Below are 16,060 nucleotides of genomic sequence, written 5' to 3' on the forward strand. Positions count from 1 at the left end.
TGATCACAGCCGCCCCCTAATTCGATCCCGTCTGGGATATCCAGCCGGGAGCCGCCTGATTGTCTCCGGCGACATCAGACAGCGGGACTGCCGAGCTTTGCTGCTGCGGCGCGGACTGCAGTTGCAGTGGAGGCGGTGGCGTCTGAAGGTCCGTGTCGATGCCGATTTCGACGACATCATGTGGCCGCAAGGTGGTCGTCTCGTCCGCCTCTATGTTGCGATAAGTCCCATCGTCGTTGCGACGCACGATCCGGTAGTTTTTCTGTGCTCTGCCAAGACCCGGCATGTCGGTATTCATCTGGGCGAGTTGAGCGCTGTATCCGGCCTGTTCGCCGAGGAGCTGCGCCACCTGGATGTCGATTGCCGCCCTGCCGATCGCGAGATTGACCTGATTCAGCAGTTCCTGGTTTTCGCTGTTCTGCCTGTTGGCGATGTTGATCTTCGAGCGATCGGCTTCGCTGAGCCCCTGGCGAGCCGTGGTCAGGGCGACCTCGAGATCGATCAGCGTACCTTGTGCATCCGCCGCCCAGCGGTCGACCGAGACCTGACGGGAATTGCTGACCAGGCCCTTGCTCACCAGACTGTTGACATTATCCAGTTCCTTCTGCGCAAGATCGATCTGCCGCTTCTGCGAATTGATCTTGGCTTCGAGCGACTCGACCTGCTGGCCGTAGAGACGCGCGAGGTCGCTCGCCGCGTCGATCTGGCTCTGGATATCGACGCGGCGCAGCCGCATCAGGTTCAATTCCTGCGCCTTCAGCTTGTCCACATCGGGCGTTCCGACGAGCTCGGCAGGGATCTCGAAACTCTGTTCGCCGGCAATTTCGGCACGCAGCCGCGCCTGGCGCATCAGAAGATCGCGCCTGTTGAGAATGGCCGTTCGATAGGCGCCTGCAGCCTGGATCCGGTCGCGCTCGAAGACGGTATTTTCCTCGCGATCCCGAAGGAAGCCGCCGGCAATGCTGACGGCCTTCATGACCGTCATATCTGCCTCAAAAGCATAGCGCCCGGGGGTCTGCACGGTTCCGGTTAAGAAGATCGGCGCATGCTGGGCGATCTCCAGGGCGATGAACGGTTTTCCCGGCAGTTCGGCCTTTTCGGACAGTGCGCCGGCGATCGCATCGGCGACCTGCTGCGTTGTTTTCCCGATCGCCTGCACCTGGCCGGCGATCGGGATCGACAGATTGCCGGCATCGTCGACGGCATAGGTCCCGTCGAGCGCCTCCCAGCTGGCATATCGGGAATCCGACGATCGCCATTCAACGACACGCAGTCTCACCTGGTCTTCCGGCACAAGAGTGTAGTTTTCCGCATGGGCGACGCTCCAGCCGGTCATGCAGGAGAATACCAGCAAGGCAAGGGCGACGGAGACGAGGCGATCGGACAAGGATGTGTGCTGCATTGTCTGCTATCTCCGTTTCGTTGCGATCGATGGCGACGGCATCTCGCGCGGCGAAGGATTGCCGAACTCGAGAATGCGGGACGGAGAGGTACGGCCGACAACAAGATCGGACAGCGCCAGAAAATTTCCGTTCAGACGTCCCCAGCGGTCGATCAAGCGGTCATTGAACAAGAGGCCCCGCGTATTCGCCAGGATGTTGCGGCCGATCTGGACGACGGCACGACCCCTCGACATCGTGCCCTTCCGGATCAGATAGACGGGATTGGCAACCTGCGAATAGCCGAGCCTTCGCCCGGGCTGGCGCCCGGATCTGACACCGAGATGCACCCCGCGGGCGCCTTCGACATGCACGGACCTGCCATAGCGGGCGATGGACCGGCTGAAATCGACATCCTCGAGCCAGCCATAGAGCGGCAGCTGTTCGTCAAAGGCCAGCGCGTGCTCGAGAACGGGTGAAAGGCGAACTGCCATGTTGCATCCGTAGGCGTTGTAGACCTCCGTCACCTGCTCGGTTGCTTCGCCCGCAGTATCAAGGACCTGCAGGGCCTTTGACATGCTGAGGCCACCATCGAGGACACCGTCGGCCAGGACTTCGCCGGTGGCGATCGCCACGTTGGGGTTAGCCGCAAAGACGGCCGCCATCCGGGGCAGGAAGGTCGCGGCGGGAATGAAGTCATCGTCCAGGAAGATCAGAACATCGATATCGAAGGCGGCAGCCTGGATGATCCGGTTGCGCTGGGAGGTCAGGCCGCGGCTGCCGACGATGACTTCCACATCGCAGCGGTCGGCGAGCCCGGCGGCATCGTCGATCGCGGGCACGCAGACGATCAGCCGCTCAGCCTGGTTCGGCAGGGTGGTCAGATAGTCGACCGTCTCCCGCAGTATCGAGGGGCGGCCCGCCGAGGCGATCCCCACGGCCATTCGCAGTGGATGGCTTGCGCGCTCCGCCATGGCTTCAGGTCCGCAAGGGACAGGCGCCGGCCCGATCGACCCGTCCTGCCTGGTTGCTTCTGCCGAGGGGGAGGTCATGACTGCATTCTCTTCGGCGCATGGTTGATGATCGCCCCGAGGATCTCCGCGCCGACATTCCGCAGCGTGTCGATGACGCGCATGGTATCGTCGATCGAAGTGTGCCCGTGCGAGGTCACCACGAGGACACCGTCCAGCTCCGACGCGATCGCATTGGCATCCGGCGACGCGGAGAATGAGGAGATATCGACGAATATGGCGTCGAATTCCTTTTTCAGGTCGGCAAAGCTCAACTGCGTGCGGCGGGAACTCAGGCGAATGGCCGGCGTCACCGCTTCGACCTTGCCGAGGGGAAGGAATTTCAGCGTCGGGGTGAGCGGTAATGCCGCCGTCTGAATCAGCTCACCATTGTCGAGAACATCGACTAGGCCTGTGGAACTATCGGGCGCGATAGATTTGCTGAGCGAGGATTTCTGCGCGGCCGCATCGATCAGCAGCGTGTGCGCCCCTGATATCGACGACAGCACCGCAAGTTCGCATGCTATGGTCGATGCGCCACTGCCGGGATTGACGGCGACTATACCGATGACGACCCGGCGTTTGCGCCGAAGACCGACGACCGTCGCGCTCAATTCCGCCATGCCCGGAATAACAGGATAGGCGGCTGTGTCGCTACTGCCGGTGTCGGCGGCGAGGAAACGTGCGGGGTCTCCATTCCGGCTCTTCCTCGATGTCGACAGCAAAGTGACGAAGGGCAACCCACCGGCTTCCGCGATCTGATGGGGGCGGACGATCCGGCGATCGCCGGCATGCCTGATCATGGCAAGTGCCAGGCCGGCGCCAAGACCAACCGCCGCCGCAAAGGCGATGATGAGCGTGCTGCGTGGTCTCTCCTTCGAAAGAGGCAGCGTGGCTCGTGAGACGATCGTCGCATCGGACACCGGGTAGGTGATGCGCTGCTTGGCTTCGGTCAGCTGGTTCAAGGTATTTTCATAGAGGGTGCGGCGAGCGTCCGTCGCGCTCTGCAGTTCCGCAAGCTTGAATTGATCGCGCGGATTGCTGGTGAAGCTGGCCAGGGCGCTGGCAGCTTCGGCCAGTCCCCGCTGCTGCTCGATTACGAATTTTGCCAGCCAGTCGCTATATTGCCGGGAAGCATTGGCCTTCATCGCGATATTCTTCTGGATATACTGCCTGGCGAGCGTGTCGGCGATGTCGACTGCCTTCTGAGGGGTGGACGCTGCCGCCGATATCTCGATGATCGTCGAACTGCCGATCCGGCGTACTCCCATCATACTCTGCAGCGTGGCGATCGCCCGATCGTGGGTCCGCTCCTCTTCCGTCTGCGGTCGTCTCTCACTCGTGGCTGCGTCTGCCGTTTCCTGAGATGCGTCCGGTTCTGAAGAGATTCCCATCAACCAGTTCTTTGCCCTGTCCTGCAGCGAAGGCGTCTGATCGACAAAGTCAGGATCGGTGTCGAGACCAAGGACTCTTACCGTTCCGCTGACGACATCGCTGGATTTGGCAATCTCCAGTTGACCCTCTATAAATGCGTCTTCCGCGAAAGCCCTCTGGGCTTCGGAGCCGCTCACCTGGGGGAAGATCACAAGCTGCGTGTTGGCAACGAAAGTCGGCTCGACGGTCAGCAGGTAGCTCCCTGCGATTGCGAGGAAGGCGATCGTCGTCGTCACAATCCACAACCAGCGCATTCTGAGAAAGAACAGCATATCCCGCAAGGTCAGCGGCGAATTCCCGCCAGTGGCTGCGGGAGGCAGAGATATCGGAGAAACACCGCTGAAGATCGTGCTCGAGGTCATGTCGTCCTATTCCAAAATGGCGATATCACGGAGTCACCAGGCACCGGGTGACCGGGTGCTGGCAGCTTGGAGGGGACGGGGGGAGTAGCGTGTCTTCCGATTTCAGGCATGATCGGCAGCCCTCCCCCTGAAGGCTCAGTACGAGCCACGCTGCGAAAACAGGGCGGGAATTGTCTTGGCAATGATGACGAAGTCCCGGCCGAGCGACCAGTTGTTGAGATACTGGACGTCGAGGGAAACCCGGTACTCGTAGCTGACATCATTGCGCCCGCTGGTCTGCCAGTGACCGGTCAGGCCCGGGCGGACGGCCATGTAGGCCCATATATGCTCGCCGTAGCGCGGCAGTTCCTCGGCGGTGATCGGCCGGGGGCCGACAAGGCTCATTTCGCCGCGCATGATATTGATCAGTTGCGGAAGCTCGTCGATGCTCGACCGCCTCAGAATCTCGCCGACGGCCGTGATTCTCGGATCGTCCTTCAGCTTGCGCGTCGCTTCCCATTCGCTTCGCGCAGCCGGGTTGTTTTCCAGCAATTCGGCAAGCTGAGCACTCGCGTCGGTCTTCATCGTCCGAAATTTGAGGCATCCGAATGGCGCTCCGCCGACCCCGATGCGCGTATGGGAATAGAAGACCGGGCCGCGGTCGCTCATCTTCACGATCAGTGCGACGAGCAACAGAAGCGGGGAAAGCAGGATCAAGGCGATAACGGCGATGAAAAGGTCTATCGCGCGCTTCGACGATCTGCCCGCTGCACGGGGCCGGGACGAATGGAGATCGCCGCCTTTCGCGGGCGGCCGCCCAACACGCGACCAAGCCTCGAAACTATGTGCTTCCCATGTCATCGGTGGTCTCCAAACATTCCGATTAAGAACCGTTGAAAGTTTGCTGCGCCGCACCCTGGTTGTCTGTTACCAAGGTCATAATCCTTAACAAATTCTTTATGCTACTAACCGGCATTAGTGAATTCCAACTACACCCAATAGCCTTATTTTCATATCTAATGACAATCTAACCTACTTCATGGTGATTAATAGGCGCAGATTCATTTACAGTTTTGATATGATCATTTCGGTTGTTGCTGATTTTTAATTCACCAAGACTGTTTAATAAGCATGTGTCATTGATTGAACGATGGTTTTGTGGTTTCGCCGAAATTTTGATTGCAATTGATAATGTATCTTTTGCTTCTCAACCAAATGTAGACTTTATCTTTGCGTTATCTCTTGCCGATGTTATTTGACTCTCATATTAAGACAATATAAATGATGCAGTGCAGCATTGCCTATGGTTATTCGAGTACTGGGAGTTGTGCGCATGGACGGGTTGACACACGCATCAGATCGCAGAGCCGGCATCGGCAAGGCGGCGGTACCGGCTAACGGCGGCATTCATCTCAACAGTCGCATCGTCATTGACGACGAATTTCTTTCCTGCCGATCGAGCGTCCGACGTTTCCGGCGCGGCGAGGTCATCGCCGGGGCCGGCGTTCTCGTCGATACGTTTGCGCGCGTACAGTCGGGGGTGGTCAGCGCAAGCACGATGCTACCCGACGGCAGGGAATTCATCGTCGAGATCATTCCGAAATCGGGCCTTATCGGCGAGCTCGAGGTTCTGCGCAGGCAGGCCTTGAGCCTCGAATACCGAGCCGGTTCCAACTGCGAACTGCATTTCTTCGAAGGCCGGCTGCTGCGCGACATGTACGCCAGCGACCCCAGCTTTCGCGAAAAAGTCTTCTCCAGGGCGCTGGCGCGTATTTCAGAGCTTGAACTCCGGATCATTGCAAATGCGGCGTCGAGCCTGCAGTCGAGGCTGGCCAGTACGCTGCTGCGGCTCTCCGCCGTATATGGAAAAGATGCGGCAAACAGCGGGGACGAGCTGATCATCTCGCAAAATGACCTGGCGGCGACGCTGCCGGCGTCCCGCGAGAAGGTCAATCAATGCCTGAGGCGCCTGCGGGAAAGCAAGATCATCGACGGCGGGCAGGGCAAGATCCGCATTCTCAACCGCAAGGCGCTGGAGGCCTGTGCCAACGCGGTTTCGGTGAAGTGATGGGCTCATCGCTCCCCGAGGCCCCTCGATCCGCTGCTAGCTTCGGCCGCTTTCCCCGCCCCGGCACCATAAAAATCGATCGCGTCGTCATCATCGACGACTACTCGGTGGCCAGAGGCGGTGCAACAGCGCTTGCGGTGTTGTCTGCCAAGCTTTTTCGGGGGCTCAGCATCCCTGTAACCTATATTTGCGGGGATGACGCCGCCAATGCGGAGCTTGCCGCACTTGGGGTCTCGATGGTCGGGCTGAACAGCCGCGACCTGCTCAGCGCCGAACGTGCCAAGGCTTTCGTGACCGGCATTCACAATGGCGCCGCCGTCCGTATGGTCGCCAACTGGATTGCCGCACAGGACACCGCCAACACCGTCTATCATGTGCATGGCTGGCACCAGATCCTGTCTCCGGCAATTTTCAGGGCGCTGATGCCGGTCGCCAGGCGATGCGTGGTTCACGCACACGATTTCTTCACGGCCTGCCCCAACGGCGCGTTCTTCGACTATCAGGCGCAGGAAATCTGCCTTCGACGTCCGCTCGGGGGAAGCTGCATCGCAACGGCCTGCGACAAGAGAAGTTATTCGCATAAATTGTGGCGGGTCGCCCGCGGCTCCAATATCCTCCGGCGCCTGAAGGATCAGGCCGATTTCGGTCGGATAATTCTGCTGCACGAGAAGATGGCGAGCTTTCTCGTCGGCGCCGGCTATCGGCCGGAGCGGCTGACGACGATCCGCAATCCCGTCGCTCCCCTGTCCATCAAACGCATCGAGGCGGAGGCCAACGACGAGTTCGTCTTCATCGGGCGGCTGGACGAGGAGAAGGGCATAGAAGATGCTGTGGCCGCCACGCGCAGAGCCGGCGTCAGGCTCTGCGTGATCGGGGACGGGCCGCTGATGCCGTTGGTCGCAGCGTCAGGAAATCACGTCAGGGCCTTGGGCTGGCAGTCGCATGCGGAGATTGGCCCGACCATCCGCAAGGCGCGTGCCCTGTTGATGCCTTCGCGCTATCCCGAGCCGTTCGGCCTCGTCGCTATCGAAGCAGCCAGGAGCGGTCTGCCGGTCATCATGTCGCGCAGCGCCTTTCTCGCCGAGGAAATGGAAAGAGCCGGCATGGCGCTTGCCTGTGATACGGCTGACGAAAGCGCCTTTGCCGAGACTTTGGCGCGATTTAGCCAGATGCCGGGGCATGAGGTCCGCGCCATGAGCGAGCGGGCTTTCCGGCTGTCGCCGGATCTCGCCTCGACACACGAAGAATGGCGCGACGCGCTTCTTGCCGAATATCACAGCCTGATTTCAACGAATGTGGTTCCCGAACTGACAGACGGCGTGGCGATACAAGGAGTATTCAGTTGACCCTTAAAGCAACAACCTCTCTTCCTGACGCGAGAGCATTTCTTGGTGATGCGCCTGTGATGGCGAAAAGACGCGTCGCGGAGGCCGGAAGCGCAAGCGAAACCAAGCAGCTGCGGGTTGCCATCGTGCATTACTGGCTCGTTTCGATGCGCGGCGGCGAGAAGGTCGTCGAAGAACTGTGCCGCATGTTTCCGCAGGCCGACATCTTCACCCTCGTCTGCAACCGGGATCGCATCAGCGATTTTCTGAAGACGCGGAACATCCGCACGTCCTTCCTGCAGAAGATCCCCGGCGCGCAGCGTCATTATACCAAGATGCTGCCGCTGATGCCCTTCGCGCTCGAGCAGTTCGACCTGCAGGATTACGATCTCGTGCTGTCGAGCGAATCCGGACCCGCCAAGGGCATCATCACACGCGCCGACGCCCTCCACGTCTGCTACTGCCATTCGCCGATGCGCTATATCTGGGATCAGTTCCATGTCTATCGCCATGGCCTTCCCTGGGTGGGCCGCGCGTTGATGTCGATCACCGCGCCCATGCTGCGCGCCTGGGATGTGACGACGTCCTCGCGGGTCGATCTGTTCGTCGCCAACTCCGATTATGTCGCAAGCCGCATCCGCCGCTTCTACGACCGGGAATCCATCGTCATCCATCCTCCCGTTGCGACCGATGATTTTGCGGTGGGGAAGGGGAAAGGCGAGTTCTATCTCTATGCGGGACAGCTGACCACCTACAAGCGGCCGGATATCGCCGTTCGCGCCTGCACCGAGGCCGGCCGAAAACTGGTGGTGATCGGCGAGGGCGAACAATTGGCTTATCTGAAGTCGATTGCCGGACCGACCGTCGAGTTTCTCGGCCATCAGCCCTTCAACGTTCTGCGCGATCACCTGTCGCGATGCCGCGCCCTGTTGTTTCCGGGTACCGAAGATTTCGGCATCCTGCCGGTGGAAGCCATGGCATCGGGGCGGCCGGTCCTGGCGTTCGACGCCGGCGGCGCCAGGGAGACCGTTTCCTCGCCGCAGGTCGGCTTTCGCTTCGCGGAGCAGACCACAGAAGCTCTGCTGGAAACGATGGCGGCGTTCGAAGAGGTGGAGGACGATATCGATCCGCATGCGATCCGCGCGCACTCGCTGAAATTCTCTTCCGCCGTGTTCCGCGACCGTCTGTCCGGCCTGATCGAGCAACAACTATCCACCCATGGCGACCGACCCGCCGACGTCTTCAGAAGACGGCCGGGCTGACGGGAAGAAGCGGAGCCGCCTGCGTTGCCGCCGCGACCGAAACCGTCTCTCAAACCCTCGACGAGGAATAAATAAACAGACCATGTCAAGCGTATCTCAGAGGACGGCGACGGCGAGCATCTGGACCATCAGCGGAAAATTCCTGGCGCGGATGCTCGATTTCGTTAGCCTCCTTGTCCTGGCAAGGCTTTTGAGCCCCGCGGATTTCGGCCTGGTCGCCATCGCGACCTCGGTGCTGGTCATCGTCGAGACAATTTTGGACCTGCCGCTGACGCAGGCCCTGATGCGTCAGCCGTCGCCTTCGGACGATATGTTTGCCACGGCCCTTACCCTCAGCCTGCTTCGAGGCGTGGCCATTAGCACGCTGATGATGATCATCTCCTGGCCGATGGCGCTGATCTATGACGATTCCCGGATTTTCTCTCTTGTCGCCGTGCTCTCCATCGCGCCTGCCATGCGCAGTGTGATCAGCCCGCGCATGGTGTTGTTCATGCAGCGGTTCGATTTCAAACGCGAGTTCGCACTCGATCTCATCACCAAGGGGTCGACACTACTATTCGGTGTCGGGGTGGCGGTCGCGACCGGCAGCTATTGGGGACTGGCGATCGGCGCGGTTGCAGGCCCGACCGCCGCGGCGATCACCTCCTATGTCTTTGCGCCGATGCGGCCGAGGTTCAGCCTTTCCGAGTGGAAGCACTTTCAGGACATGATCAGCTGGAACACCGTCTCGCAGGTGCTGAGTTCGATCAACTGGCAACTGGACCGGCTGCTTTTGCCGCGCTTTACCGGCTTGTCGACGTTCGGCGCCTTCAGCGTCGCCGACAACATCGCCGGTATTCCATACCAGACCTTCGTCGGGCCATTACTGCGTCCGCTGATGGCGGCATTCTCGACCGTCGATGACCGTCGGAATCTGATCGCGGCCTATCTGAAGGCGACGAACGCGATCACCTTCGTTGCCGCGCCCATCCTCCTCGCGCTCGCTTTTCTTGCCGAGCCGTCCGTGCGCATTATCGTCGGCGAGAAATGGGCATCCGCGGCGCCGATTCTACAATGGCTGTGCATCGTCAGTCTGCTCGGTCTTCCCACGAACATGATGCCGCCATTGGCTATGGTCCTGAACAAAACCCGCTATCTCGCTCTCCGGATGTTTGCCGAGTTCGCCGTCAGGGTTCCGGTCACCATCCTGGGCGTTGTCTATTTTCAGGTAGCAGGAGCATTGGGCGCGCGGATCGTGGCGGTGCTTGTCGCCTATGCCGCATCGCTCATCATCACGCGGCGGCTGATCGGAGCGACGTTTGCCGCTCAGTTGTATGCCTTTTTACGGCCTCTGGCCGCGAGCTTGCCGATGATCGCTTTCCTGCTGTGGATCGAGCCGATGCTCTCCGCCATGCCTGTCGGCCTCAACCTTGTCGTCAGCCTGGCGCTTTGCGGCGGGGCGGCAGTAGCGATCTTCTGGGCCTTCGCGCTGCTCGTGTGGCAGGTTGTCGGTAGACCCGACGGCATCGAGACCATCGTCGTCCAAAGGCTCATGCCGCGACGAAGCGGGGTTCTCACTTCATGATCGAAACAAGTGCAGTCCAACGATTGGTTTGGCGTTTTCGGAGGAGCAGAATGCGTTACAAGGTATCTTCTAAGGCTTTTGGTTTGCTCATCATCCTCGGACTGGGGGCGTTACCCGGCCAACCGAGCGTCGCCCAGGAGCCGCTCAATATCAATGCCTACCAACTGACGTTCGAGGAGAGTTTCGACAGCCTCGACGTTTCGGCCTGGGGAGAGAAAAGCTCTCGCTGGATCGCCCATACGCCCTGGAACGGCGATTTCGGTGACGCCCGTTTCACCGATCCGGCCCCCGGCTTTCCGTTTACCACCGATCAGGGAATTCTGAAGATCGAAGCGCGCAAGGAGGCCGATGGAACCTGGCGGTCGGGCCTGTTGTCGTCGGTGAACCCGAAAGGCCAAGGATTCTCGCAGCAGTTCGGCTATTTCGAAGCACGGATGAAGCTGCCGCCGGGCAAGGGCGTCTGGCCGGCCTTCTGGCTCATCGGGCTCGACCGGTCGAAATACACCGCAGAGATCGACGTCTTGGAATATTATGGACGCGCGCCCTACGAATTCAGCATGGGCTTTCATATCTGGCGTCAGAGCCAGGGTGGCCAGAACACCACCGGTGGTCATTGGCAAACCGTCCAGGATGGAATTTTGAACAGCGAATATCACACTTACGGCGTCGATATCCAAGCTGACAAGACGAGCTTCTACCTCGACCGCCAGTTCATCTGGAGCTTCGATACGCCGAAGGAGTTCCATATGCCGTTCTATCCGCTGGTGAACCTGGCACTCGGCTCAGGTTGGCCGATCGATGAAACGTCGAATCCTTCCATCCTGCTCGTCGACTATATCCACGTCTACCAGCGGAAGCCCACCGACGCGGCGAATTGAGCAGGGGACGGGGATAGTCGTTCCGTCGCTAACGGCCGCAGCTGAGGCCGGTTTCCGGATCGAAGAGATGCATTGCCTCCTCGTCGAAAAAGAGGGTGAGCTTTTCGTTGTCGCGGATCGGCGTGCGCGGCGGCAGGCAGGCCATCAGGCGCTGATTTCCGGCAAGGACGGTAACGACGAGTTCCGGGCCGGTCAGCTCTGCGACCTCCAGGTTTGCCTTGATCGACGGGCCGGTGCCGCCTGTGCGAAGCGCCTCGGGACGGATGCCGAGGATGAGGTCGCGGCCATTGCCGGCCGTCTCGCGGAAACGGGCGGGCAGGGGCAGGCTGGCATCGGAGCCTGAAAGCGCCAGGCGATCGTCACGCACTGTTGCCTTCAGCAGGTTCATCGGCGGCGCGCCGACGAAGGTCGCGACATAGAGTGTCGCCGGGTGGTTGTAGATCTCCTCCGGCGTGCCGAGTTGCTCGATGCGGCCGTCGCGCATGACGGCAATGCGGCTGGCCAGCGTCATCGCCTCGATCTGGTCATGGGTGACATAGACGACCGTCGTCTTCAGCATCTGATGCAGCCGCTTGATCTCGGTGCGCATCTCCATGCGCAGCTTGGCGTCGAGGTTGGAGAGCGGTTCGTCGAAGAGGAATACCTCAGGCTTGCGCACCAGCGCGCGGCCGATCGCGACGCGCTGGCGCTGGCCGCCGGAAAGCTGGCTCGGCTTGCGGTCGAGCAGGTTTTCGATCTGCAGCAGCTTTGCAGCATCACGCACGGCCTTGTCGCGTTCCGGCGCCGGCACCTTGCGCATTTCCAGGCCGAAACCGATGTTCCGGTGCACCGTCAGGTTGGGATAGAGCGCGTAGGATTGAAAGACCATGGCGATATCGCGGTCCTTGGGATGCACGCCGAGCACCGAGCGGTCGCCAATCCTGACATCGCCGCTCGTCGCCTCGGCAAGGCCGGCAATGATGTTCAGCAGGGTGGATTTGCCGCAGCCGGAGGAACCGAGCAGCACCAGGAATTCGCCGCTTTCCAGTGAGATGTCGATACCTTTCAGCGTTTCGACGTCGCCATAGGTCTTGCGGATGTTCTGAATTTCGAGTGCGCTCATCGCACTGGCTCCTGCAGGTGTATCGGGCCGCCATAGTTGCGGGGAAGGGTGGAAATGGCGCGCGAGGCAACCTCGGTTCCCGCCATGAGGCAGGAAACCAGCGGCGCATCGCTTGCGAGCGCGGCGAGGAAGGCGGCGTTGAAGACATCGCCGGCGCCGATCGTATCGACGACCTCAACGACGGGTGCGGCCACCGAAACCAAGAGGCCGTCCGGCCCGATTGCGATGGCACCATCCGGGCCGCGTTTGACGACGACGATCGCACCCTCCGGCATATGCGATCTGATGTGACGGGCGGCCTCGATCGGATCGGCGATGCCGGCAAGCGTCGTCGATTCAACCTCGTTCAGCAGCGCGATGCCGCTGCGGGAGAGCCAGGCGCGTGTCGCCGCGCAATTCTCGTCTGTCCAGCCGTCGAGCGGCCAGCCGGTATCGAGGGCGATGGTGATGCCATGGCTGTCGGCCCAGTCGAACACGGCGTCATATTCTCTCGTCAGATCGTCGGTCAGGAACGAGCCACAGAGAAGGGCATAACCGCCCTGAAGCCTCTCGCCCTCGATGACCGCGAAGACGTCTGCCATGCTGAAGCGCGGCAGATGGCCCCTCGTGGTGAAGAAGGTGCGTTCGCCGTCCGGATGGGTGATGCCGACGGAGAGTGTCGTTTTCTCAGGACGTACCGGCCATTTCTCTGAACGATGACCGAAGGCTTCGCTCAGCCAGCGGCCGAACTGGTCACTGCCGATATTGGCTGCGATCTCGAATTCGACGCCAAGCGCCTGCCAGGCGAGCGCGCTGTTGCCGGCTGCTCCGCCGACCCGCAATTCGTCATGGTCGACGATGATTTCCGTCCCGGCCTTCGGCCAGGGGGCGGCCGGTCCAAGGATCAGGTCGACATTGACGTTGCCGATGACTGCAAGTGGCCGCATTCATTCGCTCCGGGTGATTTTGGTGGATCGAACAGGCGTTCCGGCATTCTCCACGCGGGTATCGGCAAAGGCGATCATCAGTCGCTGGGCAACCGGCAGCATGGCGAAGATCGCGACAAGGCCGGTTGCAGGGGCAAAGCGGATCGTCACTGCGCCGGCGACCGGCGCTTGCCCGGATGCGTCGAACAGGATGACGGGGGCGCCGGTCTCGACGGCGGACGCCGCCATTGCGGTGACCAGGCCGGCCGTCTCGTCCGAGCCGCGGAAGAGCACGACGCCGATCTCCGGCCCCAGCATCTCCATCGGTCCGTGACGCAACTGGCCACCCTCCAGCGAGAAGCAGGGACGACGCGACAGTTCCGTCAATCCGAGCGCCAGCGCCTCGGCGACACCCTGCAGCCGCCGGCCTGAGGTGACGACGGTCGCGACGTTTTCGAGGGCGGCGAGGGCGTCGGCGATGTCCTGGTCTTCAGGCGCCCTGAGGACGGCAAGCGCGGCGCCCGGATCTTCTCCGAGGGCGGCAAGGATTGCCAGATGCAGGGCGAAGGTTACCGTCAGGCTGCGGGTGGCGGCGAAGGCAAGCTCGGTGCCGCCGCTACCCACCAGCGACGGGGTCGTTCTTGCAAGGAAGGAACTGCCTTCGAGCGTCAGGCCGAAGGTCTCCGCCGTGCCGCCGGTCTCGTCGAACCAGCGCACGACCTCGGCACTTTCGCCGGATTGCGAGGTGACGAAGATCGTCCTGCCGCTGATCGGCAGCGGCTGGCCGAGCTGCTCGGACAGCGGCAAGGCGAGGGCATCGATGCCGAGCGCGCGGTAGAGCGGCTCGACGGCACGGTTGACGGCGTGCGAGCCGCCCATGCCGATCAGCAGCAGCCGGCCGGTTTTCTTCAGCGAGGCGGCGGCCCTGGCCGCCATCGGCCGGGCAGCTTCGTAGGAGGCGATCGCATCGACATGCTGGCGCGCCATTTCGCGATCGATCGCGGCAAGTCCGGCCGGCCGGATTGTTTCTTCTGTCATGTTCATCCCTTGACGCCGCCGCTGGTAAGCCCGGAAATCAGGGCGCGTTGCATGACGAGGCCGATCAGCACGGGAGGCAGGGCGGCGAGCACGCCTGCCGTCGCGATCAGTCCGTAATCGGAAACGCGGCCGCCGGCGAGATCGGCGATGGCGACGGTCAGCGTCTTGGCGCGCTGGTCCGAGGTGAAGAGCAGCGCATAGAAGAATTCATCCCAGGCAAGCAGGAATGCAAAGAGGCTGGACGTCGCGACCACGGGGGCGGCGAGCGGCAGCGTGATGATCCGCAATGTCTGGAACAGGCCGGCGCCGTCGATCATCGCGGCGGATTCAATCTCACGCGGGATGGAATCGAAGCCCGATTTCATCAGCCAGGTGGTGAAGGGCGCGAGAATTGTCAGATAGACGAGGGCGAGGCCGAAGACGTTGTTCAGCATGCCGAGATGGGAGAGGCTCATATAGAGCGGCACGGCGAGCGCCACCGGCGGCAACATGTAGGTGGCGATCACCATCGACAGCGACCAGCCGACGGAAGGCGTGCGCGACACCGCCCAGCCGGCCGGAATCGCAAGCGCGATGGCGGCGATCGTCGCCATGCCCGCCACCTCGATGCTGTTGCGCAGCGATGAGGTGAAGGCGGCGCCGGCGCTGTTTTCGAGCGTCGAAAGCAGCACGGCGTAGCGCGAGAAATCCGCCGTCTGCGGCCACCAGCGCAGGGGTTTTGCGGCAAGATCGGCGGCCGGCGAGATGCTCATGATGAACAGCCACAGGATCGGCGCCAGGATGACGGCGGCGAGCAGCAGCGCGCAGAGATGGATGAAGGCGGAAAAGAGCGGGCTCTGGCGTTCCATCAAGCGGCACTCCCGGCGGTCTTGCGCACCAGGGCGGCGTAGCCGGCGGCAAGCAGCGTCACCAGCAGCGTGACGATCAATGCCAGCGAGGCGCCGGAGCCTGCCCGCTGGAAGGAGAATGCTTCCTGATAGACGAGGATCGACAGTGTACGCGTGCTGTTGGCCGGGCCGCCGCGGGTCATGACCCAGATGATGTCGAAGACCTTGAAGGCTTCGATCGTGCGCAGCACCAAGCCGACCATCAGCGGGCCGGCGAGATAGGGGAGGATGACGAAGCGGAAGCGGGCGAAAGCACCGGCGCCGTCGACCAGCGAGGCGGCGGTGATGTCGCGCGGCACGGCCTGAAGTGCGGCCAGTGCGATCAGCGCCACCAGCGGGAAATTCTTCCAGCAGTCGGCGACGATGAGGGCTGCCAGCGCCGTGCCCGGCTCGCCGAGCCAGGAGCGGTAGGCCTCCAGCAGACCGAGTTGGGTCAGTGCGGCATTCAGCGCGCCGTACTCCGGATTGTAGATCAGCCGCCAGAGCGTGGCGTTGACGACGGTCGGCAGTGCCCAGGGCAGGATCATCAGGGCGCGAAGCGCGGTGCGGCCGCGAAACTGCTGGTTCAGCAACAGCGCCGCCAGAACCCCGATCACCATCTCGGCGGCGACCGAGATGATCGCGAACCATGCGGTGGTGATCAGCGTGCGCTGGAAATTCGAGCCGGAGATCATCTTGGCATAATTGTCGATGCCGACGAAGTTTCCTTGCGTGCCGACGAGCTTGGCATCGGTGAAGGAGAGGCCGATAGTATCGATCAGAGGCCAGCCGATGACTGATATCATCACCACGAGAAGCGGCAGCATCAAAAGCCACGCGCGGGTTGTCAGCCAAGTGCCCGACATCGAGGCGACCCTTCTTCATTCA

At 61.6% G+C, this 16,060-nt stretch carries 14 protein-coding genes; 5 read left to right on the top strand and 9 right to left on the bottom strand.

Annotation, left to right across the window (positions count from 1 at the left end):
* Nucleotides 1–16: 16 nt before the first annotated feature.
* The 4 genes from ACMUVN_RS25330 to ACMUVN_RS25345 form a co-directional block, all read right to left on the bottom strand.
* The gene (locus ACMUVN_RS25330) at nucleotides 17–1,402 is read right to left on the bottom strand and encodes a polysaccharide biosynthesis/export family protein (protein WP_025570044.1); all 1,386 of its coding nucleotides are present in this window, start codon (nucleotides 1,400–1,402) and stop codon (nucleotides 17–19) included.
* A 6-nt stretch (nucleotides 1,403–1,408) separates the two neighbouring features.
* Nucleotides 1,409–2,431 (bottom strand): glycosyltransferase family 2 protein, encoded by a 1,023-nt coding sequence (locus tag ACMUVN_RS25335; protein ID WP_174824504.1) that lies wholly within the window; start codon nucleotides 2,429–2,431, stop codon nucleotides 1,409–1,411.
* A complete protein-coding gene (locus tag ACMUVN_RS25340; protein WP_028756173.1) occupies nucleotides 2,428–4,185 on the bottom strand; it encodes a GumC family protein in 1,758 nt (585 codons plus the stop codon). The genes ACMUVN_RS25335 and ACMUVN_RS25340 overlap by 4 nt, the downstream gene beginning before the upstream one ends.
* Nucleotides 4,186–4,320: 135 nt before the next feature.
* Nucleotides 4,321–5,025: a sugar transferase gene (locus ACMUVN_RS25345; protein WP_028756174.1), complete on the bottom strand. Its 705-nt coding sequence runs from the start codon at nucleotides 5,023–5,025 to the stop codon at nucleotides 4,321–4,323.
* Nucleotides 5,026–5,497: 472 nt separating this feature from the next.
* On the opposite strand from ACMUVN_RS25345, the gene ACMUVN_RS25350 reads away from it, so the two are divergent.
* The 5 genes from ACMUVN_RS25350 (at nucleotide 5,498) to ACMUVN_RS25370 (ending at nucleotide 11,261) form a co-directional block, all read left to right on the top strand.
* Nucleotides 5,498–6,232 (top strand): Crp/Fnr family transcriptional regulator, encoded by a 735-nt coding sequence (locus ACMUVN_RS25350; RefSeq protein ID WP_025570037.1) that lies wholly within the window; start codon nucleotides 5,498–5,500, stop codon nucleotides 6,230–6,232.
* The gene (locus ACMUVN_RS25355; protein WP_414815613.1) at nucleotides 6,229–7,578 is read left to right on the top strand and encodes a glycosyltransferase family 4 protein; all 1,350 of its coding nucleotides are present in this window, start codon (nucleotides 6,229–6,231) and stop codon (nucleotides 7,576–7,578) included. Before ACMUVN_RS25350 ends, ACMUVN_RS25355 begins: the two co-directional genes overlap by 4 nt.
* Nucleotides 7,575–8,819, top strand: a complete 1,245-nt coding sequence (locus ACMUVN_RS25360; RefSeq protein ID WP_063474362.1) for a glycosyltransferase family 4 protein — start codon at nucleotides 7,575–7,577, stop codon at nucleotides 8,817–8,819. The genes ACMUVN_RS25355 and ACMUVN_RS25360 overlap by 4 nt, the downstream gene beginning before the upstream one ends.
* A gap of 82 nt (nucleotides 8,820–8,901) precedes the next feature.
* A complete protein-coding gene (locus ACMUVN_RS25365; protein ID WP_025570032.1) occupies nucleotides 8,902–10,383 on the top strand; it encodes a lipopolysaccharide biosynthesis protein in 1,482 nt (493 codons plus the stop codon).
* A gap of 50 nt (nucleotides 10,384–10,433) precedes the next feature.
* Entirely contained in the window at nucleotides 10,434–11,261 is an 828-nt protein-coding gene (locus tag ACMUVN_RS25370) for a glycoside hydrolase family 16 protein (protein ID WP_414815614.1), read from the top strand.
* Nucleotides 11,262–11,289: 28 nt separating this feature from the next.
* Here the strand turns inward: ACMUVN_RS25370 and ACMUVN_RS25375 are convergent, their stop codons facing one another.
* The 5 genes from ACMUVN_RS25375 to ACMUVN_RS25395 are packed head-to-tail and all read right to left on the bottom strand — an operon-like array spanning nucleotide 11,290 to nucleotide 16,038.
* Nucleotides 11,290–12,363 (bottom strand): ABC transporter ATP-binding protein, encoded by a 1,074-nt coding sequence (locus ACMUVN_RS25375; protein ID WP_025570029.1) that lies wholly within the window; start codon nucleotides 12,361–12,363, stop codon nucleotides 11,290–11,292.
* A complete protein-coding gene (locus ACMUVN_RS25380) occupies nucleotides 12,360–13,289 on the bottom strand; it encodes a PfkB family carbohydrate kinase (protein ID WP_025570027.1) in 930 nt (309 codons plus the stop codon). Before ACMUVN_RS25380 ends, ACMUVN_RS25375 begins: the two co-directional genes overlap by 4 nt.
* Nucleotides 13,290–14,312 carry an SIS domain-containing protein gene (locus ACMUVN_RS25385; protein WP_025570025.1) on the bottom strand — a complete coding sequence of 341 codons (1,023 nt, stop codon included), beginning with the start codon at nucleotides 14,310–14,312 and terminating at the stop codon, nucleotides 13,290–13,292. It abuts the gene before it with no gap.
* Entirely contained in the window at nucleotides 14,309–15,154 is an 846-nt protein-coding gene (locus ACMUVN_RS25390; protein WP_025570024.1) for a carbohydrate ABC transporter permease, read from the bottom strand. The genes ACMUVN_RS25385 and ACMUVN_RS25390 overlap by 4 nt, the downstream gene beginning before the upstream one ends.
* Nucleotides 15,154–16,038 (bottom strand): carbohydrate ABC transporter permease, encoded by an 885-nt coding sequence (locus ACMUVN_RS25395; RefSeq protein ID WP_025570023.1) that lies wholly within the window; start codon nucleotides 16,036–16,038, stop codon nucleotides 15,154–15,156. The genes ACMUVN_RS25390 and ACMUVN_RS25395 overlap by 1 nt, the downstream gene beginning before the upstream one ends.
* Nucleotides 16,039–16,060 lie beyond the last annotated feature (22 nt).

It is taken from the genome of Rhizobium sp. IY2, from assembly GCF_047532935.1.
Lineage (GTDB): Bacteria > Pseudomonadota > Alphaproteobacteria > Rhizobiales > Rhizobiaceae > Rhizobium > Rhizobium anhuiense.